The 26,398-nt window shown below is 69.8% G+C and carries 27 protein-coding genes; 6 read left to right on the forward strand and 21 right to left on the reverse strand.

What is annotated here, in order from left to right; all coding sequences use genetic code 11:
* Nucleotides 1-84 precede the first annotated feature (84 nt).
* Nucleotides 85-765, forward strand: a complete 681-nt coding sequence (locus ACWFR4_RS24365; protein ID WP_453654482.1) for a GntR family transcriptional regulator — start codon at nt 85-87, stop codon at nt 763-765.
* A gap of 131 nt (nt 766-896) precedes the next feature.
* On the opposite strand, the gene ACWFR4_RS24370 is transcribed toward ACWFR4_RS24365, so the two are convergent.
* From ACWFR4_RS24370 to ACWFR4_RS24420, 11 genes are all read right to left on the reverse strand, one after another.
* Nucleotides 897-1,409, reverse strand: coding sequence for a hypothetical protein (locus ACWFR4_RS24370; protein ID WP_453460887.1), 513 nt, complete (start codon nt 1,407-1,409; stop codon nt 897-899).
* A 75-nt stretch (nt 1,410-1,484) separates the two neighbouring features.
* Complete coding sequence (locus ACWFR4_RS24375) at nt 1,485-2,273, reverse strand: SAM-dependent methyltransferase (RefSeq protein ID WP_453460890.1); 789 nt, start codon at nt 2,271-2,273, stop codon at nt 1,485-1,487.
* Nucleotides 2,274-2,339: 66 nt separating this feature from the next.
* Nucleotides 2,340-3,785: a hydrolase gene (locus ACWFR4_RS24380; protein WP_453654484.1), complete on the reverse strand. Its 1,446-nt coding sequence runs from the start codon at nt 3,783-3,785 to the stop codon at nt 2,340-2,342.
* A 176-nt stretch (nt 3,786-3,961) separates the two neighbouring features.
* Complete coding sequence (locus ACWFR4_RS24385; RefSeq protein ID WP_453654486.1) at nt 3,962-4,834, reverse strand: MurR/RpiR family transcriptional regulator; 873 nt, start codon at nt 4,832-4,834, stop codon at nt 3,962-3,964.
* 165 nt (nt 4,835-4,999) lie between these two features.
* On the reverse strand, nt 5,000-6,214 hold the full coding sequence (locus tag ACWFR4_RS24390; RefSeq protein WP_453460897.1) for a M20 family metallopeptidase: 1,215 nt from the start codon (nt 6,212-6,214) through the stop codon (nt 5,000-5,002).
* The gene (locus ACWFR4_RS24395; RefSeq protein WP_453460915.1) at nt 6,211-6,963 is read right to left on the reverse strand and encodes an amino acid ABC transporter ATP-binding protein; all 753 of its coding nucleotides are present in this window, start codon (nt 6,961-6,963) and stop codon (nt 6,211-6,213) included. Before ACWFR4_RS24395 ends, ACWFR4_RS24390 begins: the two co-directional genes overlap by 4 nt.
* Nucleotides 6,964-6,971: 8 nt before the next feature.
* On the reverse strand, nt 6,972-7,937 hold the full coding sequence (locus ACWFR4_RS24400; protein ID WP_453460900.1) for an amino acid ABC transporter permease: 966 nt from the start codon (nt 7,935-7,937) through the stop codon (nt 6,972-6,974).
* Nucleotides 7,938-7,939: 2 nt separating this feature from the next.
* Nucleotides 7,940-8,887 carry an ABC transporter substrate-binding protein gene (locus ACWFR4_RS24405; RefSeq protein ID WP_453460903.1) on the reverse strand — a complete coding sequence of 316 codons (948 nt, stop codon included), beginning with the start codon at nt 8,885-8,887 and terminating at the stop codon, nt 7,940-7,942.
* Nucleotides 8,888-9,125: 238 nt separating this feature from the next.
* Nucleotides 9,126-10,019, reverse strand: coding sequence for a hypothetical protein (locus ACWFR4_RS24410; RefSeq protein ID WP_453460906.1), 894 nt, complete (start codon nt 10,017-10,019; stop codon nt 9,126-9,128).
* Nucleotides 10,016-11,431, reverse strand: a complete 1,416-nt coding sequence (locus tag ACWFR4_RS24415) for a phenylacetate--CoA ligase family protein (protein ID WP_453654488.1) — start codon at nt 11,429-11,431, stop codon at nt 10,016-10,018. Before ACWFR4_RS24415 ends, ACWFR4_RS24410 begins: the two co-directional genes overlap by 4 nt.
* Nucleotides 11,432-11,536: 105 nt before the next feature.
* Nucleotides 11,537-11,686, reverse strand: coding sequence for a hypothetical protein (locus ACWFR4_RS24420; RefSeq protein ID WP_165914302.1), 150 nt, complete (start codon nt 11,684-11,686; stop codon nt 11,537-11,539).
* 582 nt (nt 11,687-12,268) lie between these two features.
* On the opposite strand from ACWFR4_RS24420, the gene ACWFR4_RS24425 reads away from it, so the two are divergent.
* Nucleotides 12,269-12,577 carry a zinc-ribbon domain-containing protein gene (locus tag ACWFR4_RS24425; RefSeq protein WP_375984354.1) on the forward strand — a complete coding sequence of 103 codons (309 nt, stop codon included), beginning with the start codon at nt 12,269-12,271 and terminating at the stop codon, nt 12,575-12,577.
* Nucleotides 12,578-12,581: 4 nt separating this feature from the next.
* Here ACWFR4_RS24425 and ACWFR4_RS24430 read toward each other — a convergent pair whose 3' ends face one another.
* From ACWFR4_RS24430 to ACWFR4_RS24455, 6 genes are all read right to left on the reverse strand, one after another.
* Nucleotides 12,582-13,121: a 2'-5' RNA ligase family protein gene (locus ACWFR4_RS24430; RefSeq protein WP_453654490.1), complete on the reverse strand. Its 540-nt coding sequence runs from the start codon at nt 13,119-13,121 to the stop codon at nt 12,582-12,584.
* A 71-nt stretch (nt 13,122-13,192) separates the two neighbouring features.
* Nucleotides 13,193-13,864, reverse strand: a complete 672-nt coding sequence (locus tag ACWFR4_RS24435; protein WP_453654625.1) for an LAETG motif-containing sortase-dependent surface protein — start codon at nt 13,862-13,864, stop codon at nt 13,193-13,195.
* A 68-nt stretch (nt 13,865-13,932) separates the two neighbouring features.
* Complete coding sequence (locus ACWFR4_RS24440) at nt 13,933-15,138, reverse strand: Gfo/Idh/MocA family protein (protein WP_453459134.1); 1,206 nt, start codon at nt 15,136-15,138, stop codon at nt 13,933-13,935.
* Between the two features lie 74 nt (nt 15,139-15,212).
* Nucleotides 15,213-16,556 (reverse strand): ABC transporter substrate-binding protein, encoded by a 1,344-nt coding sequence (locus ACWFR4_RS24445; RefSeq protein ID WP_453654492.1) that lies wholly within the window; start codon nt 16,554-16,556, stop codon nt 15,213-15,215.
* Nucleotides 16,557-16,571: 15 nt separating this feature from the next.
* Nucleotides 16,572-17,489, reverse strand: a complete 918-nt coding sequence (locus ACWFR4_RS24450; protein ID WP_453459129.1) for a carbohydrate ABC transporter permease — start codon at nt 17,487-17,489, stop codon at nt 16,572-16,574.
* Between the two features lie 28 nt (nt 17,490-17,517).
* A complete protein-coding gene (locus ACWFR4_RS24455; protein ID WP_453459128.1) occupies nt 17,518-18,489 on the reverse strand; it encodes a carbohydrate ABC transporter permease in 972 nt (323 codons plus the stop codon).
* 212 nt (nt 18,490-18,701) lie between these two features.
* Between ACWFR4_RS24455 and ACWFR4_RS24460 the strand changes: the two genes are divergently transcribed.
* The 3 genes from ACWFR4_RS24460 to pspAB all read left to right on the forward strand — a co-directional run bounded on the left by ACWFR4_RS24460 (nt 18,702) and on the right by pspAB (nt 21,844).
* Entirely contained in the window at nt 18,702-19,856 is a 1,155-nt protein-coding gene (locus ACWFR4_RS24460) for an ROK family protein (protein WP_453654494.1), read from the forward strand.
* A 443-nt stretch (nt 19,857-20,299) separates the two neighbouring features.
* Complete coding sequence (gene htpX / locus ACWFR4_RS24465) at nt 20,300-21,235, forward strand: zinc metalloprotease HtpX (protein ID WP_453459122.1); 936 nt, start codon at nt 20,300-20,302, stop codon at nt 21,233-21,235.
* Between the two features lie 18 nt (nt 21,236-21,253).
* Nucleotides 21,254-21,844 (forward strand): PspA-associated protein PspAB, encoded by a 591-nt coding sequence (gene pspAB, locus ACWFR4_RS24470; RefSeq protein WP_453459120.1) that lies wholly within the window; start codon nt 21,254-21,256, stop codon nt 21,842-21,844.
* A 65-nt stretch (nt 21,845-21,909) separates the two neighbouring features.
* Here pspAB and ACWFR4_RS24475 read toward each other — a convergent pair whose 3' ends face one another.
* The 4 genes from ACWFR4_RS24475 to ACWFR4_RS24490 all read right to left on the reverse strand — a co-directional run bounded on the left by ACWFR4_RS24475 (nt 21,910) and on the right by ACWFR4_RS24490 (nt 25,909).
* Entirely contained in the window at nt 21,910-22,707 is a 798-nt protein-coding gene (locus ACWFR4_RS24475) for a family 1 encapsulin nanocompartment shell protein (RefSeq protein ID WP_453459119.1), read from the reverse strand.
* Complete coding sequence (locus ACWFR4_RS24480; RefSeq protein ID WP_453654496.1) at nt 22,704-23,744, reverse strand: Dyp-type peroxidase; 1,041 nt, start codon at nt 23,742-23,744, stop codon at nt 22,704-22,706. Before ACWFR4_RS24480 ends, ACWFR4_RS24475 begins: the two co-directional genes overlap by 4 nt.
* A gap of 74 nt (nt 23,745-23,818) precedes the next feature.
* Nucleotides 23,819-24,313, reverse strand: a complete 495-nt coding sequence (locus tag ACWFR4_RS24485) for a DUF5709 domain-containing protein (protein ID WP_453459113.1) — start codon at nt 24,311-24,313, stop codon at nt 23,819-23,821.
* Nucleotides 24,314-24,733: 420 nt separating this feature from the next.
* A complete protein-coding gene (locus ACWFR4_RS24490) occupies nt 24,734-25,909 on the reverse strand; it encodes a hypothetical protein (protein ID WP_453654498.1) in 1,176 nt (391 codons plus the stop codon).
* Nucleotides 25,910-26,162: 253 nt separating this feature from the next.
* On the opposite strand from ACWFR4_RS24490, the gene ACWFR4_RS24495 reads away from it, so the two are divergent.
* Nucleotides 26,163-26,381 carry a hypothetical protein gene (locus ACWFR4_RS24495; RefSeq protein WP_326714538.1) on the forward strand — a complete coding sequence of 73 codons (219 nt, stop codon included), beginning with the start codon at nt 26,163-26,165 and terminating at the stop codon, nt 26,379-26,381.
* Nucleotides 26,382-26,398 lie beyond the last annotated feature (17 nt).

Genomic DNA, 26,398 nt, shown 5'->3' on the forward strand with positions numbered 1-26,398 from the left:
TATGGCATACCAAACAATGAAGGGAACCCCAGGGCCTCGTCAAGCGTTTGGTATACCGTAAGGGCAGCTTTTCGGGGAGGACACATGACACAGGGCCAGACCCGGGACGCCACGTCCCCGACCGGGACGGGATGGCTGCGCGACCAGGTCTGCGAGGGGATCCGCGACCAGATCATCGGCGGCAGGCTCAAGCCGGGCGACCGCCTCGTCGAGCGGGACGTGGCCGAGGAGTTCGGCGTCTCCCGCATCCCGGTGCGCGAGGCCATCCGCGTCCTGATGAGCGAGGGGTTCCTCCAGGCCCTGTCCCCGCGACGCATCGTCGTCAAGGAGCTGTCGCGCCAGGACGTGGCGAACCTCTTCGACCTGCGCGAGGCCCTTGAGGTCCTCGCGGCGCGCCGCGCGGCGGAGAACGCGGACGAGGCTCAACTCCGCCAAATGCAGCGCCTGTTGGAGAGCGCCCGCAAGGCAACGCTCGCCGGGCGCCCCGAGCGCGTGTCGCGCGCCAACACCGCGTTCCACCACCACATCGTCGAGATGGCGGGCAACGAACTCCTCGCCGCGACCCTCGAACCCCTGGAGGGCCGGCTGCGCTGGCTGTTCCATCAGATCGACGACCCCACGTCGGTGTGGGAGGAGCACCGCCGCCTCTACGAGACGATCGCCGCGGCCGACCCCGAGGCGGCGGCCGAGTGCGCGCTCCGGCATGTGCGCCACTACAGGGAGGTGGCGCTGCGCCTCCTGTTCGACGCGCCCGACACCTACTGAGCCCCGACACCTACCGAGCCCCGAGGCCGGCCGGCCACCGGTCGGCCACCGGCGCCACCCGCTCGAACGCGGCGGCGGCGCACAGGAGCTGGGCGTCACGCCACTCGGAAAGACTCAGAAGGCGCGGGCGGTCAGTGTCCCGCGAGGAGCTTCACCCCCACCACGCCGACCCCGATCACCGCGTCGACCACGGCCGCCAGGCTCGACGCGAGCAGCCCGCCGCCCATCCGGCGGCCACCCTCGAAACCCCAGGCGGCGAGGCCGGCGACGCCCACGCCGGCCGCGATCCACAGAGCGGTGTCGAGGTCGAGGGCGCCTGCCGCGGACAGGGCGTCCATCACCAGCGGGCCGGCCGCGGACGACAGGAGAGGGCTGCTGACGTACAGCATGTGCCGGGCCTCGGCGCGTGCCGGGAACCGCTTGTGCACGACGCGGTGCGACTGCACGTCCGCCACCAGCGTGGCCAGCCACAGGCCGACCGCGGTACCCGTCACATAGGCGGCAGCGGTCCAGTGCCCGGTGTGCGGGTTCTGCGCGAGGCCCACGACCACCGCGAGCATCGTGATCGCGGCGTAGATCCGCTCCTTCAGCCGCTCGCGCAGGGTGTTGAGCAACTCCCCTTTTTTCGCCACATTCACAGCCATGCGCGAACAATAAATGCAGCGCCCGTCGGGAGATCACTCCCACCGGACGCTGCACCGGTGTCCGCCGTGATTCGCCTACGGCTTGCGCGCCACCACGGCGTAGATTCCGCCGTCCTCCGCGCGCGGGGCGACCGTGCCCCGGAACCACTCCGTCGCCGTCACCAGGCCCGGCTCCATGAGTTCGAGCCCCTCGAAGAAGCGGCCGACCCCGTCGCGCGAACGGAACCCGAGCTCGATCCCGCCCTTCGCGTACTCGGCCGTCACCTGCGCGGAAAGCTCCGGGAAGATGTCGGACGACGCGTGCGACAGGACGAGATAACTGCCGGAGGGCAGCGCTTCCACCAGGGTGGAGACGATGTCGTACGGCTCCTGCTCCCCGGGCAGGAAGTGCATGAGCGCGATGAGCGAGAGCGCGATCGGCCGGTCGAAGTCGAGCAGCTTGCGGGCGTGGTCGAGGATCTCCCGGGGTGCGCGCACATCTCCCTGGACGTAGTCGGTCATGCCCTCGGCGCTGCTGACCAGCAGCGCCTCGGCGTGCCGCAGCACGATGGGGTCGTTGTCCGTGTAGACGACGCGCGACTCGGGGCGGATCCCCTGGACGATCTGGTGCAGGTTCGGCGCGGTCGGGATCCCGGTGCCGATGTCGAGGAACTGGTCGACGCCGGTGCCCGCCAGCCACGCGACGGCGCGGTGCATGAACTCACGGTTCTGGCGCGCCGCGTCCCGCGCCTGGGGAGGCAGTTGCTCCCCCACCTCCTCGTCGACGGGGTAGTTGTCCTTGCCGCCGAGGAGATAGTCGTAGACACGGGCCGGGTGGGGCTTGCTGGTGTCTATCCGGGGAGTGGGTGGTGTCTCTGCCGTCATGGCCACGCAGTCTGCCACAGCAACTCGCCTGTCAGTACCGATGGTTGGCGGGCGACCTGCGGTCGGTCAGCTCACACTGACCGATGTGTCGTCGACGACGAACGATGTCTGGAGGGTGGACCCTTCCGTGCCGGTCAGTTTCACGGTCACCGACTGCCCGGCGTACGCGCCCAGGTTGAACGTCTTGAGCGCGTAGCCCGAGGCCGCGTCGAGGTTGGAGTACGTGCCGAGCGTCGACAGGACCGTGCCGCCGCTGTTGAGGACCTGCACCTTGAGCGTGTCGTAGGGCGTAGTGGTGGTGGTCTCGGCCGTGTCGATGTGGAGGTAGAGGCTGAGGGTGGCCGCGCAGCCGGTCGGGACGTTCACCGTCTGCGACAGGGTGTCGGTGTGGGCGGAGCCGTAACCGTTCATCCAGGCCTTGTAGGTGCCGGTGCGCGCGGGTTCGCCGGTGTCGTTGGTGATGACGCCGCTGGAGGCGGTCCAGGTGGTGCTGCCCGACTCGAAGCCCGGGTTGCCGAGGAGTTGGGCGGCGGTGCAGGTGCCGCCGCCTCCCCCGCTGCTGCCGGTGGCTCCGGAGAGCCACTCGGTGGCGTTGAGGGCGAGGGGCGCGTTCGTGCCCGCCGGGTCGTTCCAGCCGTCGTAGAGCGTGTTGCCGGACTGGCCCGTGCCGTCGTCGATCGGGGAGCTGTCGCCCCAGAACGCGACGCGGCCGCTGCCGAACGTGCTGGTGGCGAAGAAGGCGCCCGTGTTGCCGGAGGAACCGGTGCGGTAGACGAGGCCCTTGACCGAGGAGTTGTCGGCCGGCTTGAGCGTGGCCGTGGTTCCGCTGCGGATGATGCTGCCGCCGACCTTGCCGAACGACCCGTTGATGACGGGGTCGGTGGTGGAGGTGATGGCCTTCGGGTTGTCGGTGCTGATGCTCAGCGTGTCGACGGAGAAGCCGAACGGGTCCGTGGAGTCGACGGAGTTGTTGGTCATGAGGTCGTTGATGACCTCGACCGCGTCGATGCCGTCGTTGTTGCGGTCCGCGCCGGTGTGGTCGGAGATGAGGAAGAGGCCGCCGCCGTTCTGGACGAACTTCATGACGGCGGTCTTCTCCGCCGCGCTGAGCAACACGTTCGGCTCGGGCAGCACGAACGTGTCGAAGTTCTTGAGGTCCAGGGCCGACGAGGTCCCGTACGTGATGGTGTTGCCGGACGGCAGTGTCTTGAGCGCGTAGTCGCCGGTCTTCTGGAGACCCACGCCCCATGCGGAGAGCGCGCCCGTCCAGTCGTTCTCGGCCGTGGGGGTCGCGTCCTGGCCGAGCGGGTCGGGCTGGCTGGTGCCGATGATCCAGTCGGCGTTGCCGGCGGTCTCGGCCTTGGTGTTGTCGAAGAGCACGCGGTGGGGCGTCGCCGCGGCGGCAGGGGCGGCGGCGGTGGCCGCCTGACCTGACGTCACACCGGCGATGAGCATTCCGAGGACGGCGGCCGCACAGGCGACGCGGCGGTGGGGACGTCTGGATCCGAGCATCCGTCATACCTCCGTGAGGGGTGGGGAGAAGGCGGTGCGGGCGTCGAGTCTGCGCGCGTAGAACACCGATTGTGAAGAGGGAGGACCACGCGTGATTGAACAGTACATGGCAACTCGGTGCCCCGACAGGGCATCGCGGGCCCACCCTCCGCGTCACCGCGGGCAGATGCTCCGCATCACTGCAGGCCGATACGGCGCGCGATCTCCTCGGTGTGCCGCAGGCGCGCCGGCGCGTCGTCGCCGAGGGCCGCGACGACTCCGGCGACGACGGTCTCGACCACGGCGAGGGTGGGCACGAAGCTGTCGTACGGCGACGGCGTCGTGACCAGGCTGGGCAGCACGACCTCGGCGTGCGCGGAGACCGGGGACAGCCATCTGTCGGTGAAGAGTATGACCTTCGCGCCCTGTTCCAGGGCGAGTTGGGCCATGGTGACCTTGTCCTGCTCGTAACGGCGGTAGTCGAAGACGACCAGGACGTCGCGGCGGGTGAGCGCGCCGAGCACCGCGGTCCGCTCGACGTCGCCCGCGGGCAGGAGCCGGATGTCACCGCGCAACTGCATGAGGTGCAGCCCGAGGTACTGGGCGAGGAGATGGGTGAAGCGGCCGCCGGCCAGCGTGATGCGCCGCTTGCCGTCGGCCAGGAGCGAGACGGCGTGTTCCAGGTCGTGCGACGGGAGTTCGGTGAGGGTCTGGGCGACGGCGGAGCTGAACAGCCGGCCGGCCTGCCCGAGAAGGGACACGTCGCCGCCCGCCGCTTCGTCGGTGCGGGCGCGGTCGGCGGATTCGTACAGGGACAGGGGCGACGCGTTGCGTTCGTCGAGTTCCTCGCGCAGGGCGGTCTGGAAGCCGGGGAAGCCGCGGTAGCCGAGCCGGCTGACGAAGCGGATGACGGTCGGGGCGCTGACGCCCGCCCGCTCGGCGAGGACGGCGACGGTCTCGAAGCCGGCGGAGGGGTAATTGGCCAGGAGGACGCGGGCGACCTTGCGCTCGGCAGGGCTGAGGTCGCCCAGCTTGTGCCGGATCACGTCGGCGAGTGCGCCGGAGGCCATCGCGGGTTCCTTTCTCGGTCGTCGGCGGGCGTGGGCCCGCGGGCCGAGCCTAATGCCGATCTTCGCAACTGTGGTCCCGGCCGTCGCCGCGCCCCGGGGCCACGACGGGTGCTCCCGCACCGGGCAACGGCGCGATGAACCGGTGCGGGAGCGTCGGGGGCAGCGTCAGTCGCTGCGGCTGTCACCCAGGTCGGCGATGAGAGAGGCGAGCAGGGCGACCCGGACCGGGACCGTACTGACGTCGAGCCACTCCTCGGGGGTGTGGTCGGCGCCGCCGACCGGTCCCAGGCCGTCCAGTGTCGGGACCCCTGTGCCGGCGATGGTGTTGGCGTCCCCCACGCCGCCCGTCGCCGTGCCCCCGAAGGACAGGCCCAGGCGTACGCCGATGTCCTTGGCCCGGTCGAACATCCGGCGGGAGGCGTCGGTGTCCTCCATCGGCGGGCAGGATTCGAGTTCCTCGACGGTGACGCGGGTGCCGGGGACGACGGGCCGCGCGGCGGCCTCCTGGATGGCGGCGGTGGCGTCGCGCATGCCGCTGTCCGTTGCCGAGCGGATCTCGACGAGGAGTTCCGCGTCGGGGCAGACGATGTTGAAGCGGCTGCCCGCGCGGACGACGCCGACGTTGAGGGTGACGCCCTCCCATATGCCGTTCAGGGCCTGGATCTCGATGACGAGGTGAGCGGCGGCCAGAGCCGCGTTCGCTCCACGTTCGGGTTCGATGCCCGCGTGTGCGGCGCGGCCGGTGACGGTGAGCCTGAAGTCGGCCACGCCCTTGCGGGCGATGACCAGGTCGCCGTTCTCCCGGGCGCATTCGAGGGCGAGGGCGTAGTGCGCCCCCTCGGCGGCCCGCCGGGTGACCGGTCTGCTGGCGGGTGAGCCGATCTCCTCGTCCGGCGTGGCGAGGAAGACGAGTTCCGCGTAGTCCTCGACGCCGGCCCGGGCGAGGATCTCGAGGGCGGCCAGTCCTGCGACCATGCCTCCCTTGTCGTCGCTGACGCCGGGTCCGTGGGCGAGGGATCCGCTGAGGGAGAAGGGGCGTTCGGCGGCGGCCCCGTCGTCGAAGACGGTGTCCATGTGCGCGGCGAGCAAGAGTCTGCGGCCTCCGTCGGCGACGGCGAGGCGGCCTTGTCTGCGCCCGATGAGCACATCTGCGATGCGGTGTCCGTTCGTCGGCGGCAGCGGGACGCGTTCCACAGAGAAGTCCAGACGCTCGAGGCGGGCCCGGACCAGGTCGGCGACCCGGTTGACGCCGTCGGAGCTGTACGAGCCGGAGTCGATCGCGACGAGTTCGGCCAGGTCTTCGAGGTACCGCGGCTGGTGTGCGTGGGACAGGGCCAACAGCGCCTCGTCGAGGGGCTGCTGACGGGGCGGGGCGCTCACAGGACCTTCGACAGGAAGGCGCGGGTGCGCTCCTGCTCCGGTGCGGCCAGGACCCGTCGGGGGTCACCGGATTCGACGACGACGCCTTCGTCCATGAAGACGGCCAGGTCACCGACTTCGCGGGCGAAGCCGATCTCGTGCGTGACGACGACCATGGTCATGCCGTCGTCCGCGAGCCGGCGCATGACGTCGAGGACGTCGCCGACGAGTTCGGGATCGAGCGCCGACGTCGGTTCGTCGAACAGCATCAGCTTGGGTTTCATGGCGAGGGCGCGGGCGATGGCGACGCGCTGCTGCTGGCCGCCCGAGAGCTCGGCCGGGTAGTGGCCCTCCCGGTCGGCGAGCCCCACCTGGTCCAGCAGGGCCCTCGCCTCGTCGCGGGCCTGGTCCCTGGCTGCGCCGGCGACCTTGACGGGGGCTTCCATGACGTTCTCCAGGGCCGTCATGTGCGGGAAGAGGTTGAACCGCTGGAACACCATGCCGATGTCGCGCCGGCGGGCGGCGACCTCGCGCTCACGCAACTCGTGGAGGCGGGTGCCCTGCGGCCGGTAGCCGACCGGTTCGCCGTCGACCGAGAGGCGGCCCCCGTCGATCTTCTCCAGATGGTTGATGCACCGCAGGAACGTGGACTTGCCGGACCCTGAGGGCCCCAACAGGCAGCACACCTGGCCGCGTTCGACCGTCAGGTCGATGCCCTTGAGGACCTGGAGCTTGCCGAAGTGTTTGCGCACGCCCTCGGCGTGCACCATGGGCGCGTTCAACGGCCCGCCTCCTTCTGTGTGCGGCTGCGCAGGGCGGTGAGGGATCCGGCGCAGAGGCGCCGCAGCGGGGAGACCGCAGCGCCGCGTGCCGTGCCGCGCCCGTAGCGGCGTTCGAGCCACGCCTGCGGGACGCTCAGGACGCTGACCAGAGCCAGGTACCAGAGGGACGCCACCACGAGCATGGGGATGACCTGGTAGTTCTGCCCGTACACGTCCTGGATGTTGGACATGAGGTCGTGCGCCGCGATCACCGACACGAGGGCGGTCATCTTGAGCATGTTGATCGTCTCGTTGCCCAGCGGCGGGATGATCACCCGCATCGCCTGGGGCAGCACGATCCGCCGCATGGTGAGCGCCGGGCGCATGCCGAGCGAGTGGGCCGCCTCGGTCTGTCCGGCGTCGACGGACCGGATCCCCGCGCGGACGATCTCGGAGGCGTACGCGGCCTCGTTCAGGCCGAGCGCGAGCAGGGCGGCGACGGCCGGGGTGAGCAGGGTGTTGGTGTCGGCCTGGAGGAAGGTGACGCCGGTGAACGGGATGCCGACCATCACGTGCTGGTAGAGGGCTCCGGCGTATCCCCAGAAGATGATCTGTACGAGCAGCGGGGTGCCGCGGAAGACCCAGACGAACAGCGACGAAAGGCCGTACAGGACCGGGTCGTCGGAGAGCCGCATGACGGCAACGAGGGTGCCGAGGACGAGGCCGAGCGTCATCGCGGCGACGGTCAGCCACAACGTGGTGGCCAGACCGTCGAAGATCAGCCCGGCGAACAGGTAGTGGCCGACGACGTCCCAGTGCAGGTTGCCGTTCTTCGCCAGCGAGCCGATGAGGCCGGCCAGCGCGGCGACCGCGGCCACCGCCGAGATCCAGCGGCCCCAGTGGCGGACGGGGACGATCTCGAAGGCGTCGGATGCGGGGGTCTCGCCCGTGCGCGGTGTCCCCATGGGGGTGGTGGTGGCCATCTCTAGTCCACCGCCGCGTTCTTGGTGGCTTCCTTCACGGCGATGGAGGCGACGCCGTACTTGTCGCAGATCTTGGTGAGGGTGCCGTCGTCGATCAGGGCCTGGAGCGCCCGCCGGATCGCGTCGGTCAGTTGCGGAAGCTGTCTGGAGACCGCTATGCCGTTGGGTGAGGCACGGTAGCCTGCCGGCGCCTTGGGGTCCTCGGCCAGGTCGAAGGCCTTGCCGCCGTCGGCAGTCTTGGCCGACCATCCGGCGGCGGGTTTGGTGACGACCTCGGCCGTCACCTTGCCCGAGCGCAGGGCGAGTTGGGCGTCCGAGTCCTTGGGGAAGGTCTGGATGTCGGCCGCCTTCCGGCCGGCCGCCCGGCACGCGGCCTGGTGGGCCTCGAGCAGCTTGTACTGGTTGGTCGCCGCCTGGACGCCGACCTTCCTGCCGCAGAGGTCGTCCAGCGTGCCGATCTTCGCCGGGTTGCCCTCGGCCACCAGGATGCCCGAGCCGGAACGCGAGTAGTCGACGAAGTCGACGACCTTCTGCCGCTCCCTGTTGTCGGTCAGGGCCGACATCGCGGCGTCGAACTTGCCGGCCTGGAGGGCGGGCACGATGCCGTCGAACTTCGTCGGGGTGAAGGCGAACCTGACGCCGAGCTTCGCGCCCAGGGCCTGGCCGAGGTCGTAGTCCAGGCCGGTCAGTTCGCTCTTCCCCTCGGTCACGAACATCGCGAACGGCGGATAGGGGACGTCCGTGGCCACGCGCACGGTGCCCGCCTTCTTGATCCGCTCGGGCAGGGCCTCGTGCAGTGCCGCGTCCCGCGTGACCGTGACTCCGGCGATCTTGTCCCGGGACGCCGGGCCGGCTCCGCCTGAGCCGCTCGCGCCGCAGCCGGAGACCACCACCAGAGCCGTGCAGGCCAGCACGGCAGTCGCCCCGCGGCGGGGCACAGAGATGTACATCAACGTCGTTCCCTCTCGGACGTCCGAAGCGCGCGGAATCACCTCCGCCGACGTCCCAGAAGTTACACATCAATGCTCTCGATGGCTAGATGTAATACACGTTACATACCTGGCTCGCGCTCGGGCAGGTATCTGTTCCGTGTCTCGTGGGCAGGCGAGAGGCCCGACGCGCCCCTCAGTACCCGGGCGGACGTCGTCGTCGAGGACGGCATGCCGGGCGTGCAGGTCTGGCGGTGCTCTACGCGGTCACGGAGGCCGGTACCGGAGCGGGCGGGCGGACGTCCACCATGCGGCGCTCCGGGCCACGCCGCCGCAGCACCAGATGACCGACGAACGCGGCGGGCCCGAAGAAGATCTGCGCGGGCACGATCTCGGGGAGATGCCCGGTGAGCGCCTCGACCGTGACCGGTGTGAGGGTCGGGAGCAGCGCGCCGAACACGGCGACGAGGCCGAGGGCGGTGGCGAGACCGGTCCGCCCGTAGGCCTTGTAGGCGACGGTGCTGTAGAGGGCGTACACGAGGAGGTCACCCATGCCGAGCACCGCGCCGAGGTCTCCGACGCGCAGGCCCGCGGAGGGCGCGAAGGCATAGCCCTGCACGGCGTCGAAGAGCCGCTGCGTGATGGGCACGGCGGTGGCGAAGAACAGGTCGTACGCGGCGAGGGCGAGCGCGAACCGGGCGACGTGCCGCAGGCGGAGACCGCCCTGGGCGTTGAGGTTGGCGGCGCCGACCGCCATCAGCATGATGACGGTGCTGTTGATCAGCCAGTACGGGAGCGCATGGGTCGGGTCGTGTTCGGCGGTCCGCGCGGCGAACCAGTCGGCCGCGAGGAGCGCGGCGATGAGGAGCCACCGGAGCCGGGCGCTTCGGACCACGGGGCCGTAGGCGACGGCGAGGCCGCCCGCCAGGGTGAGGCCGAGGACGGGCGGCAGGAGCGCGCCGGGCAGGGCCAGGTAGAGGAACGGCAGGGCGATGACGAAGCCCATCATGATGACCATGTCGTTGCCGTTGAAGGCTCCGACTGCCGGCCGCGGCAGGGTGACGAGCCGGAAGTACGCGACGCCGGCGAGCGAGACGCCCAGGGCGATGCCCAGCGTGACGAGGGTGAAGAACACGGACTGTGCGGCGCTCACGAGGCCCTCCCGGCGAAGCTGTTCTCGACCAAGTCGCAGCGGTACCGGCGCAGTTCGTGTCCCTCGGCGTCGGTGAGGGCGACGGTCGCGTCGATGCCGGCCTCGGCGAGGCGGCCGGCGATGTCGGCCGGACCGTTGTCCGCGGCGCACCCGGCGGCGAGTTCGAGCCGTAGTCGGCCGTCGGTGACGTCGGTCCGGTAGCGCATGGGCCACCGGGCGCCCGGCAGCGCGTCGAGGACCTCGATGATGTCGCGCGGCATCACGGCCCCGGCGCGGGTGCTCAGCACGTGGTCGGCCTTGCCGAGGATGTGCGAGGTGGCCGGGACGTTCGCCATCTCGCAGTTGAGGGGTACGTCGGGCAGGCGCCGCACGAGATCGCGGGTGTCGTAGCGGAACAGCGGCATGCACTCCCGGTACGGGAAGAACGGGGTGGCGACGATGGTGCCGAGCGCACCGGGCTCGGCCGGTTCCCCGGTCTCCAGGTCGCACACCTCGACGAGGCCGATCCCGGCGTCGATGTGCAGATGCCGCTGCGCGCAGATCGCGCCCGCGACCGGAGTCACCTCGGTCATGCCGTAACCGTCGTGGACCGGGGCGCCGAAGGTCTCCTCGGCGGCCGAGGCCAGGGCCGGCGACAGGACTTCGCTTCCCACGTTGATGCGCCGCAGCCGGAAGTCGGCGGGACCGAGGCCCCGTTCACGCGCGAGGATGACCAACTGGCCCAGATAGCTCGGGTAGGTGACCATCAGGGTCGGCGCGGGGGCGTCGGTGCCGACGGTGAGGTCGAGGGTCTCGACGGGGGGCACCAGGCCGACCATGCGGATCGCGGCTCCGGCCATGCGGGCCACCTGCATCTCCGCGTACGCGGTGCCGGTGGCGCGGGAGCTGACGTTGAACTGGACGAGGTCCGTGGTGCGTATATTGCCGCGCAGGACCTGCGAGAGAGCGACCAGAGCGGGCCACAGCCGCTCCTCGTAACGGGAGTACCAGACCTCGGCGGGGCGGCCCGTCGTGCCGGTGGTGCGCGAGGCGAGGAACGGCTCACCGCACAGAAAGTCGCGGGACCGCTTGACGAGGTCCGTCTTCGTGGTGACGGGGACGCGGCCCATGGCGTCGACGGTCAGCGTGGCGGGGTCGACGCCCGCGGCCTCGAAGTGCTCGGCATAGAAAGGTGACTTGTCGGCCAGTCGCCTGGCAGTACGGCGCAGGGCCTTGTTCGTCAGGTCGGCGCGCAGTTGCGGGTCGGCGGCCGCGCCCCGCAGGAGTTGCTCGACATCCTCTCCCGGGGAGCCGAACTCGGCGATCGTCGCCAGGGCGTCCTCGACCAGCCGCTCGGCGGACCGTACGTCGATGGGGCGGCCGAGCACCATCGCCAGCGCCATTCGGAACTGCCGGATCCCCGCGTCGAACATGGTTCCTCCCCCGCCTCCGACACATCGCTCACCGTGAACCGTGGCCCCCTGAAACGCAGCAAAGAGACGGGGCGGGCGGCCGTCGCCGCCCGCCCCGTCGCCGCGTCAGCTGGGACAGTTGGTGAAGAGCACCGCCGCCAGCGAACCCATGACGTACTTGGTGTGCTTGAGCGTGGAAACGATCGCGGACATTCGTAAACCCCCTCCATCGTTCGGATGACCTTCACCGGCTGGTGAAAGCACAACGATGCTCATTGCGGCAAACTCTCCTGTCAAGAACGCATCCAGCGATCCATCGTCCGCACCGAAACATGCAATCGGGAAAGATCGTCCCGCGTCCGGCCGCCTTCGAGGATGAAGGCGAGGAGTTCCGGCGCCGCTCACGGTCATAGACGGAGCAGCACCCCCGACAGAGGAGAGCTCCCGATGAACACCCCCCGCATCGGCTTCAGCCTGCCGAGCTTCGGACCGTACGCAGGACCCGAGGCCGTCGCATCGTCAGCGCGCTGTTCCAGCCAACGCTGATCCTGGCCCGGCGGCCGGTCCCTCGACCGGCTCTCCGGCGCGCGGCTCGACGTCGGGATCGGGCAGGGCCGGCTGCCGGAGGAGTTCACGGCCACCGGCCGGGGGCGCGGACGAGGACCAGTGGGGCGACCTCGATCTGGCGGAGAGACCCGTCGAGGACCAGGTGGTGGCGATGGAGGCGATGGCGGCGGCGCTGGACCTCGACGCCTCCTGAGGACCACTGCGCCCGGCCGGTCTCGGTGTGCTCCCTCTACGATGGCGGGGATACCGCCGCTCATGTGCCGGCGGGCCGCCGGTCGGGAGGGGCCACCAATGATCATTTTCGGTACACGGGGATATCTGTACCAGCTCGCGATGCTCACGTTCGTCTGTGGAAACTGCGGCAATCCCGCGGCGCACGCGCTGCGCAAGTACGTCACGAAGTTCACGCTGTTCTTCGTGCCGCTGTTCCCCATCTCCACCAAGTACCGCTCGCAGTGCACGTTCTGCGGGATCGAGCACCAGCTCGCCAAGGAGCAGGCGGAGGCGCTGCTCGCGCAGGCCGCCGCGCCCGCCGGTCACCCGGCGCAGGGCCAGCAGCAGCCGGGCCAGCCGCTCGGCCAGAACCCGTACCAGCAGTAGTCGTTCAGGGGCTGGCGGCGAAGGGCGCCGTGAGGCGCAGCCGCCAGTCCCCGTCGGTGCGGACCACGAGATCGACGCGCCAGGCCGCCACGCGCAGCGGGAGCAGCGGCCGCACCCGGTCCCGCACGAGCTCCGCCTCCTCGTCCGTGGCCCCCGTCGCCAGCGTGACATGCGGCTCGGGTCGCTCCCCGAACCGGCCGCCGTACGGGGCGATGTGCGGCCAGCGTGCGCAGAACGCGTCGACCACGGGCTGCAGCGCGGGTACGGGCACGGCGACGAAGCGCGGCGCCACCACGAAGTCCTTCAGATCCGTCTCGACCGCGGGCAGTGACGACGCGAGGTCACGCACCTCGGCGTCGACGTCCGCCGTCAGCTCCGCCGCGGGCAGGAACGGGTAGAGCAGCGAGACATGGGCGGGCAGGCCCTTTCTCACCAGCGCGGGGTTGACCTCCGCCGCGGCTTCGAGCAGCGGGTTCGCCATGGGCAGGGTGATGACCAGAGCGCTCCGGTCCTGCGGGGCGCGCCCCTCGCCGACGGCCGTCATGGCCACCTCACCTCCGTGCTGGGACATGCGTGCGGGGGCGGACCAGGAACGGCCCGCCCCCGCACATGTTCTCAGCCCTGAGCGGCGCTGCGGCGCTTGCGCGTCGCCCACACGAGGCCGCCACCCGCGACGATCACCACGGCGGCCGCCCCGCCGATGAGCGGCGTGGCGCTGGACGAGCCCGTCTCGGCGAGGTCGCCCGAGTCGGCGCTCGGCTTGGACGAGGGCACCGCGGCAGCGGAGCTCGTCGCCGTGCTGGGCTTGTCGCTCGGCGTGGGCGACGCCGTGTCGGCCGGCTTGGACGGCGTCGGAGTCGGCTTCGGCGTGTCCGACGGCTTGGGCGTGCTGCCCTCGCACACCGGGGCCGTCTTCGTCTCGTCACGCGAGTACTGGTCGCCGTCGCCGGCCTTCACGACCAGGCGGACCGTGAGTTCCTTGCTGTGCTCGGGCAGGTCCAGCTTCTTGTGGAAATCGTTGTTGAACGTCTCGGTGGGCAGGAGGTCCTTGCCGTCCACCGTGACGTTCACCGTGTTCTCGGACCGCGACCCGTAGTTGGTCAGGTCGAGGCTGACCTGGGAGCAGGTCACCTCCCACACGGGGGTGTGCGCCTGCGCGGGGCTCGCGAAGAGCCCCACGCCGAACGCACCCGCAGTGGCGGCCGCTATGAGGGCGCCCGACGTCCGCCACGTCTTCTTGTTCTCAACCACAGAATTGTCCTCCGCGATGTTCGCCCCGTATGACAGTGCGCGCACCCTACTCCTGACGCACAGGTGGCTCACAACCGCCTCCCCCTTAACTTGCGCCCCCTGGTTCAGAGGGAGTTGGGCGCGTCCCCGAAGTCCGGGATGTCCAGGCGTGCACCCCCGTGCAGGGCCGACTCGTGGGCGACGATGCCGGGCAGGGTGTAGCGGGCGGCCACCCACGCGTTCACCGACGGCAGGGTCCTCGTGGCGACGGCGGTGACGAAGTCGTCGACGAGGAAGTGGTGGCTTCCCTCGTGGCCGTTGGGCATGTGGTCGAACTCGCGGGGCAGCCGGGCGCGGTCGTGCACGGGCGCCGAGCCGGAGGTGAACGCGTCCCTGAGGGCGGGCGCGATGTGCTGGAGCGAGGGGTCGTCGGCCGGCAGCGTCGGCTTGGGCTGGAGGAGTTCCGAGATGTCCTGCACCCCCTTCTTGTCCTGCCAGAAGCTGACCGTGGCCAGCTGCTCCATGCTGGCGTCGGTGCCGAAGAACCGGAACCGCGATTCGCGGATGTGTGACGGATAGCCGACCCTGCGGAACTCGTTCGTACGGAAGGAGCCGCCGCCCGCGACCTCGAAGAGCGCCGTCGCGTTCGACAGGTCGTTGCCGAACTGGCTGACCTCCTTGTCGAAGACCCCGTCACCGCGCTCGTCGGGCACACCGATCGCGGAGACGCTCACGGCGTGGGTCTGCCAGGCGCCGAGCACACCGCCGACGGAGTGCGTCGGGTAGAGCAGGGGCGGATAGCTGGCGGTGGCCTTCCAGTTGTCGCCGCCGCTGTACCGGTAGGCGTCGTAGAAGCCGAGGTCCATGTCGTGGACGTAGTCGCCCTCGGCGTAGAAGAGCCGTCCGAAGGCGCCGTCGGCGATCTGGTTGCGGGCGTGCACGGTCGCCGGGTTGTACTGGCTGGTCTCGCCCATCATGTACGTCAGCCCCGTGTCGCGCACGGCGTCGATGATGGCCGCGATCTCGTCCTCGGTGATCGCCATCGGCACCGCCGAGTACACGTGCTTCCCGGCGCGCAACGCCTGCAGGACGAGCGGGCCGTGGGTCCAGCGCTGGGTGAAGACCGCCACGGCGTCGACCGCGTCGGACTCCAGCATGGCGTCGAACGAGGGGAAGGTGCCGGTGAGCCGCTCGGCGGCGACGAGCTGTTCGGCGCGCTCCGGCAGCAGGTCCGTGACGTGGATGTCGCCGACACCGGGGTGGGCGCGGAACAGTTTGGCGAACTGCCCGGAGAACTGCCCGGCGCCGACGATGCCGATGGAGAACGTCATGAGGATCCCTTCACAGACTGAACTTCACTGAAATTCACCGAACTTCACTGCACACTCCTGCCCTTCCCCCAACTTCACTGGGAGAGCAGGAGGTTGATCTGGCTGTTGGTGCGGTCGAGGCCGCCGACGGGCGCGTCGTTGGCGTAGATGTCCTGCATGGCGGGCCGCATCAACGCGTACACGTCCGCCGCGTAGTTGGTGATCGGGAAGGAGAAGGTCGTCTTGTCGGCGACCGGCTTGGTGAACGCCGTGACGTCGATACCGTCCTTCTTGTACGCGGCCACGGCCGCCGCCGTGCCGTCCTTGGTGGCGGGGAACACGATCCCGTGCTCGCCGACCGTCCGCTGGCAGGCGTGGGAGGCAAGGTAGGCCACCCACTTCTCGGCGCCCGGCTTGTTGCGCGCGTTCTTGGTGATGGAGTCCGCGAGGCCGTTCATCATGGTGGCGCGTTTACCGCTCGGGCCGACGGGGGTGACGGCCGTGCCGGTCTGGATGCCCTTGAAACCGTAGTACGTCTTGATCATCCACGAGCCGTTGAGCGAGGTCGCCGCCGTGCCCGAACCGAACTGCACATCGGGGCCGTTGGTCTGGGAGAAGTCCTTCTGAGGCGGGAGGTAGCCCTTCTTGGCGAGGCCGAAGTACCAGTCGATCGCGGCCTTGAACCTTTTGTCGTCGTAGTTGTAGTGAGTGCCCCAGGCCGGCTGGTCCGTGTAGCGCCAGCCCATGGACGCGGCGAACGCGCTCCACTGGGTCTGGCCGTCGCCGTCGCCCGCGTCATTCGTGGCGAGGCCGTAGACCTTGACGTGCTTCTTGTCGAAGCCCTTCTCGTCGCCGCGCACCCCGTTCCTGTCGACGGTCAGATGCGCGATCGCCTTCTCGAAGGTGCCGCCGTCCTCGGGGTTCCAGGTGAGGTTGTTCAACTGGCCGGCGGTCAGTCCGGCCTCGCGCGCCATCTTCTTGTTGTAGAAGAGGGCGACGGTGTCCCAGTCCTTCGGAGCGCCGTAGCGGTGCCCGTCCTGGCCGACCCAGGAGGCGGCGAGCCCGGGCTGGTAGTCCGCGTCCTTGATGGTCCGCGTATGGGGCAGCCGGTCGAGGGGCGCGAGCACCTCCAGGTCGGCGAACTGGGCGAACTTCTGGATGTGGTCGGTGAACACGTCGGGCTGGGTGCCCGCGATGAAGCTCGCGGTGAGCTTGGTCCAGTAGTCGTTCCACCCCATCTGCGTGATGCGGACGTCGAGGCCCGGGTTCTCCTTCTCGAAGTCCTTGGCGCAGGCCTCGTACGCGGGCAGCTGGTTGGAGTCCCACAGCCAGTATGTGACGGTGTGCGAGGCGGAGCCGGAGGAGGACCCCGCCGAACAGCCGGACACCAGCGAGAGGGCGAGCGCCCCCGCGAGGGCGATGAAGGCACGCAGTCGCATCAGGTTCCTGCCTCTCTACTTGATCCCGCTGAAGCCGATGGAGTTGACGATGCGCCGCGCGAAGCAGCCGAAGAGCACGAGCATCGGGAGCGCGGCCACGAGCGTGGCCGCCATCAGGCCCGACCAGTCGGTGCCGGTCTGCGGGGTCTGCGCGCGGAAGATGCTCAGCGCGACGGTGAGCACCCGCGAGCTGTCGCTGTACGACACCATCAGCGGCCAGAAGTAGTCGTTCCAGGCCGTGATGTACGTGAGGACGCCCAGCGTGACGACGGGGGTCGACGCCATCGGCAGCAGCACGCGGAAGAAGATCCGCACCTTGCCGGCGCCGTCGAGCAGCGCGGCCTCCTCGACCTCGCGGGGCAGGTTCATGAAGAACTGCCGCAGGAAGAACACCGCGAAGGGCGTCATGAACAGGCTGGGCAGGGCGATCCCGAGCAGGGTGTCGACCAGGCCGAGCTGCTTGATCAGGATGAAGTTCGGCAGGAACGTGAAGATGGTCGGCACCATGAGCCCGGCCAGGAACAGGCCGAACATCCGGTCCCTGCCGCGCCAGCGCAGCCGGGCGAAGGCGTATGCGGCCATGGCGGAGAACAGGATCTGGCAGACGGTGATCAGGGTCGAGACGACCACGGAGTTCAGCAGATAGCGCCAGAAGTCGATCGACCCGCCCGCGCCGCCCTGGGCAAGAGCCTCCTTCGTGCTCTGCTGCCCGAAGACCCGGGCGAAGCCTCCGCCCGTGAGGCCGGTGGGCAGCGGGGACGAAGGGTCGGCGGTGAGCCCGGCGTTGGAGGACAGGGCGGTGCGCAGGATCCAGTAGAACGGCACCAGGGTGATGACGACGATCGCGGTCATCACCGCCCAGGCGAGGGCGCGTCCGGGCGAGATCCTGCGCCGGGCGCGTGTGCGGGGCGCTGTGGTGGTCACGGCGGCCATGGCGATGACTCCTCTCTCTCGCTCGTCGCTAGCCGAGGTCGGTGTGTCCGGCGCGGGTGAGCCGGTACTGGATGACGGTGATCACGCTGAGGACGACCAGGAGGGCCACAGACATGGCGGAGGCGTAGCCGAACTGGAAGCGGCCGAACGCGGAGCCGTAGATGTACAGCTGGAGGACGTTCGTGGCGTTGGCGGGCCCGCCGCCCGTGGTCACGGCGACGGAGTCGAAGACCTGGAACGAGCCGATGACGGTCATGATCAGGACGACGGCGAGCACCGGCCGCAGGAGTGGCAGCGTGACGCGCCAGAACATCCGCCACTCGCTCGCGCCGTCGACCTTCGCCGCCTCGTACACATCGGAGGGGATGGCCTGGAGCCCGGCGAACAGGAGCAGCGCGGTGTAGCCGACGTGGCGCCATACATTGATCAGCGCGATGGTCGGTATCGCCCAGGTCTCGTCGGTCAGGAAGGGGATGTGGTCGAAGCCGAACGCGCCGATGACGCGGTTGCCGATGCCGAGCTGGGTGTCGAGCATCCACAGCCAGACGATGCCGGCGACGACGTTCGACACGAGGTAGGGAGTCAGGACGATGCCGCGCAGGAGCGCCGACTTCGTCAGCCGCTGCATCAGGACGGCGATGGCGAGCGCCGCGACCGTCTGGACGCCGATGTTGATGACCACGTACTCGACGGTGACCTTCAACGACCCCCAGAAAATAGGGTCGTTGACCATGCGCACATAGTTGTCGAGGCCGACCCACTCGGCGGGCGTCAGCAGGTTGAAGCGGGTGAAGCTCAGATAGATCCCGCGCAGCGTGGGCCAGAGCAGGAAGACCAGGAAACCGAGCAGCGCAGGGGCGATGAAGACCGCCGCGAGGGCGCCGTCTCCCCCGTTTCCGCCACCGTCCCGCTCCCTGATCCGGTCCTTGGTCTTCTTCCTAGCTGCTTCGGCACCAGGCAGACGCACTCGGGTGGGTGGGCTGCTTGAGGCGACAGTCATCTGAGACTCCCTCGTCCGCGACTCGTCCTCGCGCCGATTACTTTTGACGCGGAACAATCACGGCGTCAAGAGGCCTGCACAGACCTTCTCGAGGGCGCCCGTTACCGGATCTGACCTTGACATTGCTTCCGTCTCGGAATAATTCTTTGTCATAGGCTGTGGCAGATTCAGGCCTGTACGCCACCCCCTCCAACAACCAGCGCGAGGAGCCCATGAGCGCACGTACCGCGAGCTGGCTGCCCCTGAGCCCTGGTGAACGCGCGGTGGCGATCGAGGTGTTGACGCACGGCCCGCTGTCCCGCAGCGAGATCGCCAAGCGGCTCAGCCTGTCCCCCGGCAGCCTCACCCGTCTGACCAAACCACTCATCGAGTCCGGTCTGCTGGTCGAGGAGGCCACGACGGCGGCCGCGCTGCGCCAGGGACGCCCCTCGCAACCGCTCGACATCGTGGCAGGGTCGCAGAGCTTCGCCGGGTTCAAGATCACGGGTGACGCGGTCTACGGGGTGGTCACCACCCTCAGGAGCGAGATCGTCGCCCGCCGCTCCGAGCCCCTGGACACGCACGACCCGGAGGAGATCGCGGACCTCCTGCACCGGATGACCGCCGGTTTCCAGGAGAGCTTCCCCCGCCTCGCCGGAATCGGCATCGGCGTGGGCGGCAAGGTCAGGCACCGGGCGACCGTCGTCGCGAACGCGTTCCTCGGCTGGGAGGAAGTACCGCTCGCCGAAATGGTCGAAGGGCGCACGGGGCTGCCCGTCGTCGTCGACAGCGACGTGGCGGCGCTGATCGAGGCCGAGGCCTGGTTCGGCGCCGGCCGCGGCCTCGACCGGTTCGCGGTCCTCACCATCGGGGCGGGCATCGGCTACGGCCTGGTGCTCGGCGGACGCCTGGTCCGCACCGGCGAGGACGGCCACGGGGTCGGTAAGCGCTGGATCATCAACGCCAACGGCCCGCTCACCCCGGAGGGCGAACGGGGCAGCGCCATGGCCCTGTTGACCATCCCCAGCATCTGCTACCAGATCCGCGCGGCCACCGGCCGGGACGTGACGTACGAGGAGATCCTGGCCGCCGCCGCGTCCGGCGACCCACTCTGCTCCCGAGTGATCGGCGAGGCGGCGCGGGCCCTGGGCACGCTGGTCGCACAGATCGCCAACTTCGCGATGCCGGAGAAGATCCTGCTGGCGGGCGAGGGGGTGGGCCTCGCCGATGTCGCGGGCGGCGTGGTCCACGAGGCGATCCTCGCCAACCGCCACCCCATGGCGGACCCCGTCCACCTGGAGACGAAGGTCTCCGACTTCCACGAGTCGGCCCGCGGCGCCGCGGTCCTGGCCATCCAGGTACTGGTACTGGGGACGAGCGAGGGGTGACAGGCGCCCAAGCCGGAGCCTCGGGCTGGGCCGAGGCTCGACGCCGGCGATCAGATCGTGAACCAGGAACTCACCCGGCCCACCGTTCTCCTTGAGCCGGTCCAGGTGAAGACACCGAGGCACGCATCCACCTGCGGCAGGCGCCGGCCCGTCATTGAGGATCACGGCACCCACGGTCCACACCTCGCCCTGCTTCGTCACGGTCGGTGCAGGTGTCACGGCGATCCGTTCGTACTGCTCGCGCGGCGGCACGGCACCGCTCCGGAGGGACGCCGACGCGACCCGGCAGGACGGGCGGAGCCGGGGCTGACAGGAAACTGACAGCGTCTGTGCGCTACTGGTCGGAAAAGCCCCGGTAAGTGGCATCGTGGAAGGTGAGCGCACCGCCCGTCCCGCTCCGCGTGAGCGGCCCGTACGGCGGGGCGCACCGCGGAGCGAAGGCGGTGACGGCTGTGACAACCACCCTGAAGGCCGGAGGGAGCCGGTTCAAGGCCGACCGGCAGCTGACCGCGCGCATGCTGGTCACCGTGTTCCTGCTGGGCCTGCTGTACGTGGCGTTCATCGGCGCGCTCCTGGTCCTGCTCAAGTCGACGCTCCTGGTCGTCGTGATCGCCGCGGGACTCCTCGGGTCGCAGTACTGGTTCTCCGACCGGATCGCCCTGTACGCCATGCACGGCCGCATCGTGACCCGTGAGGAACAGCCCCAGCTGCACGGCGTCATCGACCGGCTGTGCGCGACCGCCGACATGCCGAAACCGCAGGTGGCCATCGCCGGCACCGACCTGCCGAACGCCTTCGCCACCGGCCGCAACGCCGATCACGCTGTGGTGTGCGTGACCACAGGCCTGCTGCACCGTCTGGAGCCCGACGAGCTGGAGGGCGTCCTCGCGCACGAGCTGTCCCATGTGGCGCACCGCGACGTCGCCGTGATCACGGTGGCCTCGTTCCTCGGTGTGGTCGCCGGCATCGTCGTGCGCTTCGCGTTCTACTCCGAACTGCTCGGCGGCCGCCGCAGGACCGACCAGAACACCCTGGTGGTCCTCGCGGCGGTCATGGGCATCTCGATCGCCGTCTACGCGATCAGCTTCGTCCTCATCCGGGCACTGTCCCGGTACCGGGAGCTGGCCGCCGACCGGGCCGCGGCGCTGCTGACGGGCCGGCCGTCGGCGCTGGCATCCGCGCTGACCAAGCTCGACGGGGACATCGCCCGCATCCCGAACAAGGATCTGCGGACGGCCCGCGCGTTCAACGCGTTCTACTTCATCCCCGCGCTGTCGAGGACCGCCCCGCTGCCCCGGCTCTTCTCCACGCACCCCTCGCTCGAACAGCGCCTCGACCAGCTGGCGGCGATCTCCGCCGACCTCGGCCGCCCGGCCTGAGCCCCCGAAGGGATCCACATGGGCTTCCTGGACATCCTGCTCGGGCGCACCAGGCCCGCCCCACCCGACCTCGACCGGCTCTTCGGCCTGCCGTCGGCCGCGATCACCCTGGAGGCGGCCGCCGGGTTCACGCCGACCGGCCTGGGCTCGGTGTGCTTCACGACGGTGGAGGGGACGGCCTTCGACACGATCCGCGAAGACGTAGGGGCGCTGCTGAACGCCGATACGGAGCGTGGCGCCGCGACGGAGTTCAGCCGGGACGAATACGGCTACACATGGCTGCTCTCCCGGCGAGCCCCCTCGGACCTCCCGGCGCTGGTCGGCGATCTGCACGCGGTGAACGCCACACTCGAAGGCAACGGCTTCGGCCCCCAACTCCTCTGCTCCCTGGCCGGCTTCCGCAACGCGGAGGGCCACTCGCTGGCGCTCGTCTACCTCTACAAGCGGGGCACGTTCTACCCCTTCGCCCCGCTCCCCGGAGAAAGGCGCGACAATGCCCTGGAACTGCGCGTACGCGCAGTGATCGGCGACGACCTCCGCATAGAACCGGACCTGGAACGCTGGTTCCCGGTGTGGGGCGCACCCGGCCTGGGAGAGACCAGGGCCTGACACGGCCTCCGACAGAGGAGGCGGGTACCCGTCGACAAACCCCAGCCATCACGCAGCTCCGACCATCACGCCCGCAGAGCGACAACGGCCTCGTCCGTGTACATCAGGAACGTCAGCGTCTCCTGGAAGTACAGCTCGACGCCGGTCGCGTCGTGCGAGGTGTAACCGATCGAAAGATCCTGGCCGATGCGGAGTTCGTAGTCGCCGCCGCGGGTGGACAGGACGAAGGCGCCGTTGATCGCGGGTGCCCAGATCAGTTCGCCGTCCAGGAGCCGGGCGATGTGGCCGGACACGGGGAAACCGTGGTCGGTGGTCTCGCTGACCGCCGTGTACGCCTCGGCGCCGAGCAGCAGCGAGTACGGGCCGTCGACGCCCGCGAGGCGCAGGGCGCTCAGGGCCCTGGCGATGGTGTCGGGGTAGTCGCGGGGTTCGGCCGGCAGGCTCAGAACGGGGTTGGACGTGCGCGCGCGGACGCCTTCGATCTGCGCCGCGGCGTAGCCGTCGAAGATGGCCTGGTCCTCGGCGAACGCCATGGTGCGGGCCGCGTCCTTGACCGGCTGCCAGTCGGAGTCGTCGGAGCCGCGAGCGACGTCGTCCACGGCCTCGCGGCTGACGGTGAAGGGAACGCGCAGTTCAACCAGCGGCTGGGCCTCGCGCAGCCGCGCCATGACTCCCGGGGCGGGCGGCGTGACGGACCTGAGATGCCCGGTGCCGACAGCGGCGAGTTCGAGCCCGTCGGGGCCGGTGACGTCGAGGACGCGGCGTCCCGCGACATGGCGCTGGAAGGTGCGGCCGGCCTCTTGCTCGATCTCCGCCCAGGCGGCTTCGCTGATGGGGGCGAGTTCGCGGTGCAGGTTGTTCATGACGCGGGGGCTCCTTTGAGGCCGCCGATGCCCAACGAGCCGTCGGGCGGGGCGACGACGGGCTGCGGTGACGCGGCAGGGGCGGGAACTTCGCGTGCGGCGTCCGGCAGAGCGGGCGGGTCCGGCAGGTTGTCGAGGAAGTCTGCGGTGGGGACGAAGAACAGGTTTCCCGTGACGGCGGTGGAGAAGTCGAGGATCCGGTCGGTGTTGCCGGGAGGGCTGCCGATGAACATGTTCTCGAGCATCTGCTCGGTGACCGCGGGGGTCCGCGCGTACCCGATGAAGTACGTCCCGAACTCGCCGCGTCCCAGGGTCCCGAACGGCATGTTCTGGCGGACGATCTTCCGTTCCTCGCCGTCCTCGGTAATGGTGTTGAGGGCGACGTGGGAGTTGGCGGGCTTGGTGTCGTCGGACATCTCGATGTTGTCGGCCTTCGAGCGGCCGATGACCTTCTCCTGCTCCTCCGTCGACAGGGCGTTCCAGGCAGCCATGTCGTGGAGATACTTCTGCACCACGACGTAACTGCCGCCCGCGAACGGGGCGTCCTCGTCGCCGATGAACACGGCAGAGCGCGCCGCGTCGCCGGTCGGGTTCTCGCTGCCGTCGACGAAACCGAGCAGATCACGGTCGTCGAAGTAGTTGAAGCCGTGCACCTCGTCGACAACGGTCACGGCGTCGCCGAGCTGTCCGACGATGTGGCCGGCCAGCTCGAAACAGAGGTCCATGCGCCGCGCCCGCACATGAAAGAGCAGATCCCCCGGAGTGGCGACGGCCCGGTGCCGATCGCCGTTCAGCTCACGAAAGGGGTGCAGCCCGACAGGCCGCGGGCCGCCGAACAACCGATCCCAGACAACAGAACCGATCCCGACGGTGCATGACAGGAACGAGTCGGGAGAGCGGAACGAGACCGACCGCAGCAGCCCGTTCAATCCACCGAGCTGGTCGCGTACACGGGGTTCGGCGCCAGGTGCCGTGGTCACCACGAGAAAGAGGGCCGCTGTCGAGTACGGCGCCATGACGGGCTGCGTTTGCGTCACTGGCTCTCCCGCAGGGGTGCAATGCAGTCGGCTGACTTCCGTCACAGTAAGCCGGGCTCACCTCTCCCGCACGGTCAGTCGGTGACCCGCCGCGGATCACGCCCTCTGCGGACGTCCTCCACGAGGTGCATCGCGGCCTCCTCGGCGGAAGCAGCCGCGCCGTCGATCCCGACGTCCTCGGCGACCAGCTCGCTCTCCTCGTCCTTACGCACCCCTTCATCAGGCGCCACGAGCCGACCGGAGCGCTCGGCCCCCACCTCGTCGTCGAGCGGTTCGCCGTCGGTGTCCCAGGTGTCGCCGATGCCGTCGTCGTCCGGCACAGCCAGGTCGGGGACCTCCTCGGACAGGCGCTCGTCGAGCGTCTCGCCGAGCTGCTGCTCCGAGCAGGTGACACCGGTGTGCTCGACCCCCCAGGGCCGCTCGGGCGGCGAATAGCCCTCGTCGAGCGGATCGGTGACGCCGCCGCCGAGCAGGGTGTCCTCCTGGTCGAGGAGACCCTCGTCGTCCTGGACCTCGGACCCGTCGGGCTGGTAGACGTCGTCTCCCCGCCCTTGATCGTCGATGTCCACGTCGCCTCCTTCAGCGGTGGCCTCTGCCTCCATTGTGGGCGGCGAGGGGGTGGCACGTCCTGCTGAAGGATCCCGGACATGAAGGTGCCCCGACCGTGACGGGGGATCACGGCCGGGGCGGTCTGCGTGGGCACGGATGGCGGTCGCCTCTCGGCGGGGGCTCCACAAGGCATCAGCCGAACGATCGTCCTTGCAGGCGAATGAGATGAGGCCCGGGGACACAGCTCCATCCGCGTCCACGCCTAACTCAACGACGAACCACCCCCGGGAATTCCCCACCCCCAGCCACTTGACCAGGAAGCGAGGCCCCATAGAACAGCGAGCACGTACATGCCCCCGCGGCCCGGCACCCGACAACAACACGGCGACCGGCGACAGCCCGCACCGAAGCAAGTTCCGGCGCCCCCACCCACCCGTCCGTCACGGCGTCGCAGGCACGTTCTCCAGCGCCGAGATCCGTCGGCCGATCGCCTCGAGCGCACCGGGCCGCCGCCCCGGAACCGCACGCCGCAGCCGCGTAAGAGGCGCCGCAAGCGCACGGGCCTGCGCCGGATCACCAAGCTGCTCCCACTGATGATGGGCGCGATCCACGGCGGCCTCGACATCCTCCGTTCCCACCGCCTGCCCGCGCGCCAGCCGAGCCTCGGCCGCAGCCATCCACAGCTCGCAACTGCGCCCAGGATCCTGTGCGAGCCGCGCAAGATCCGCACGCACCTCGAGCCAGTGGAGCGCCTCCGGAGAGCCCGCGCCATGAGTGCGCAGAGCGGTGCTCTCCCACATGGCGGCGATGGCGGCGGCCTCACCGTGCCGCCCGGACTGCGCGGCGGCGAGGATCGCCGGGTGCGGATCGGCATCGGGGCGAGGCTCGGCGACTGGAACCGCCTCCTGCCGGGCGACCGGCACAGGCGACCGGGGAGCCATCGTCACACTCCCCGGCCCACCGTCGACCGCGAGGAACACCGCATCGCCGGGACCGGCCTCCCCAGCCGCCTGAGCATGAAGATTCGCAAGCGGCGGACGGTGCCCGTTGCGCCATATCGAGGCGTAGGTCTTGAGATAACCGGGCACGGCAGTGGAACGGCGCGCAGGAGGAGGCGAGACCCGCCCGAACAAACGCACCCCGGGCCCCACACCGAACCCCCCGCCCCGCACCTGCTCCCAGGCATCACCGTCGGCCACCAGATCGAGGACCACGGTGGTGGTGTCGGGCCGCCGCAGTGCGAGTTCGCCGGTGAGCCAGTGCCAGGGCAGGGCGGTGTACCGCAGGGTCGACGGAGTCGTACGGGCCAGGGCGAGATGAAGCAGACGCTGGCGGTGATCCAGATGGAGCTGCCCGGTCACGTACAGGACGAGAGGGCCGGGCACGGCGGCCGCGGTGCGGATGCGGGTGAGGACGGTCTGCGGGTCGACGGGGTCGGCGAGTTCGACGACGGTCGCGGCGGCGGTGCCGGTCAGCGCACTGGGCGGTACGGCCGCGAGCGCGGGCAGTACGGAAGCCGCGTCGATGAGGCAGCTCTTGTTCGCCGGGGCGGCCGCAAGGAGCAGCGCGGTCCCGGTCACTGTCTGTTCCCCGTTGTCCTGCTGAGTGATCACCACTACAGCACCGTAACTGGTCCCTCTCTGTCACGGGCGACCGGTAGCAGGAGCTCGACTGGGGCCAATACAGGGCGTTTTGGACGCAATCGGGAAGTGGCTGCCGCACGTGCAAGGGTTCCGCCATTGTTGGCGGAACGAAAACGAGCCACCCCGCCCCGTTCCGCCCCGCAGCCGACTGCGATGCACGCCACGCGTCCGGCGCCGGTGCCCCGTCCGGGTGCGGAGCCGATTCACGTCACGGAAGCTGAGGACTATGGACGAACCTGAAGGATTTCCCCCTGTGGTCGTGCACGCCGCCCAGCCCGGCGGCCGCCGGGTGACCATCCGCGGCGAGGACGCCGGGCTGGCGACCGGGCAGGAGGACGTGCTCGAGTTCCTGCGGCGAGCGGGCCTGGAGGACGCGCGGCTGGACGACCCCGAGCTGGTCGAGTGGCGGGGTGGCGGTACGAAGGTGTGGCCGGCGCAGATCTAAAAGGCGCCGCCACATCC

It is taken from the genome of Streptomyces sp. NPDC055140, from assembly GCF_053607285.1.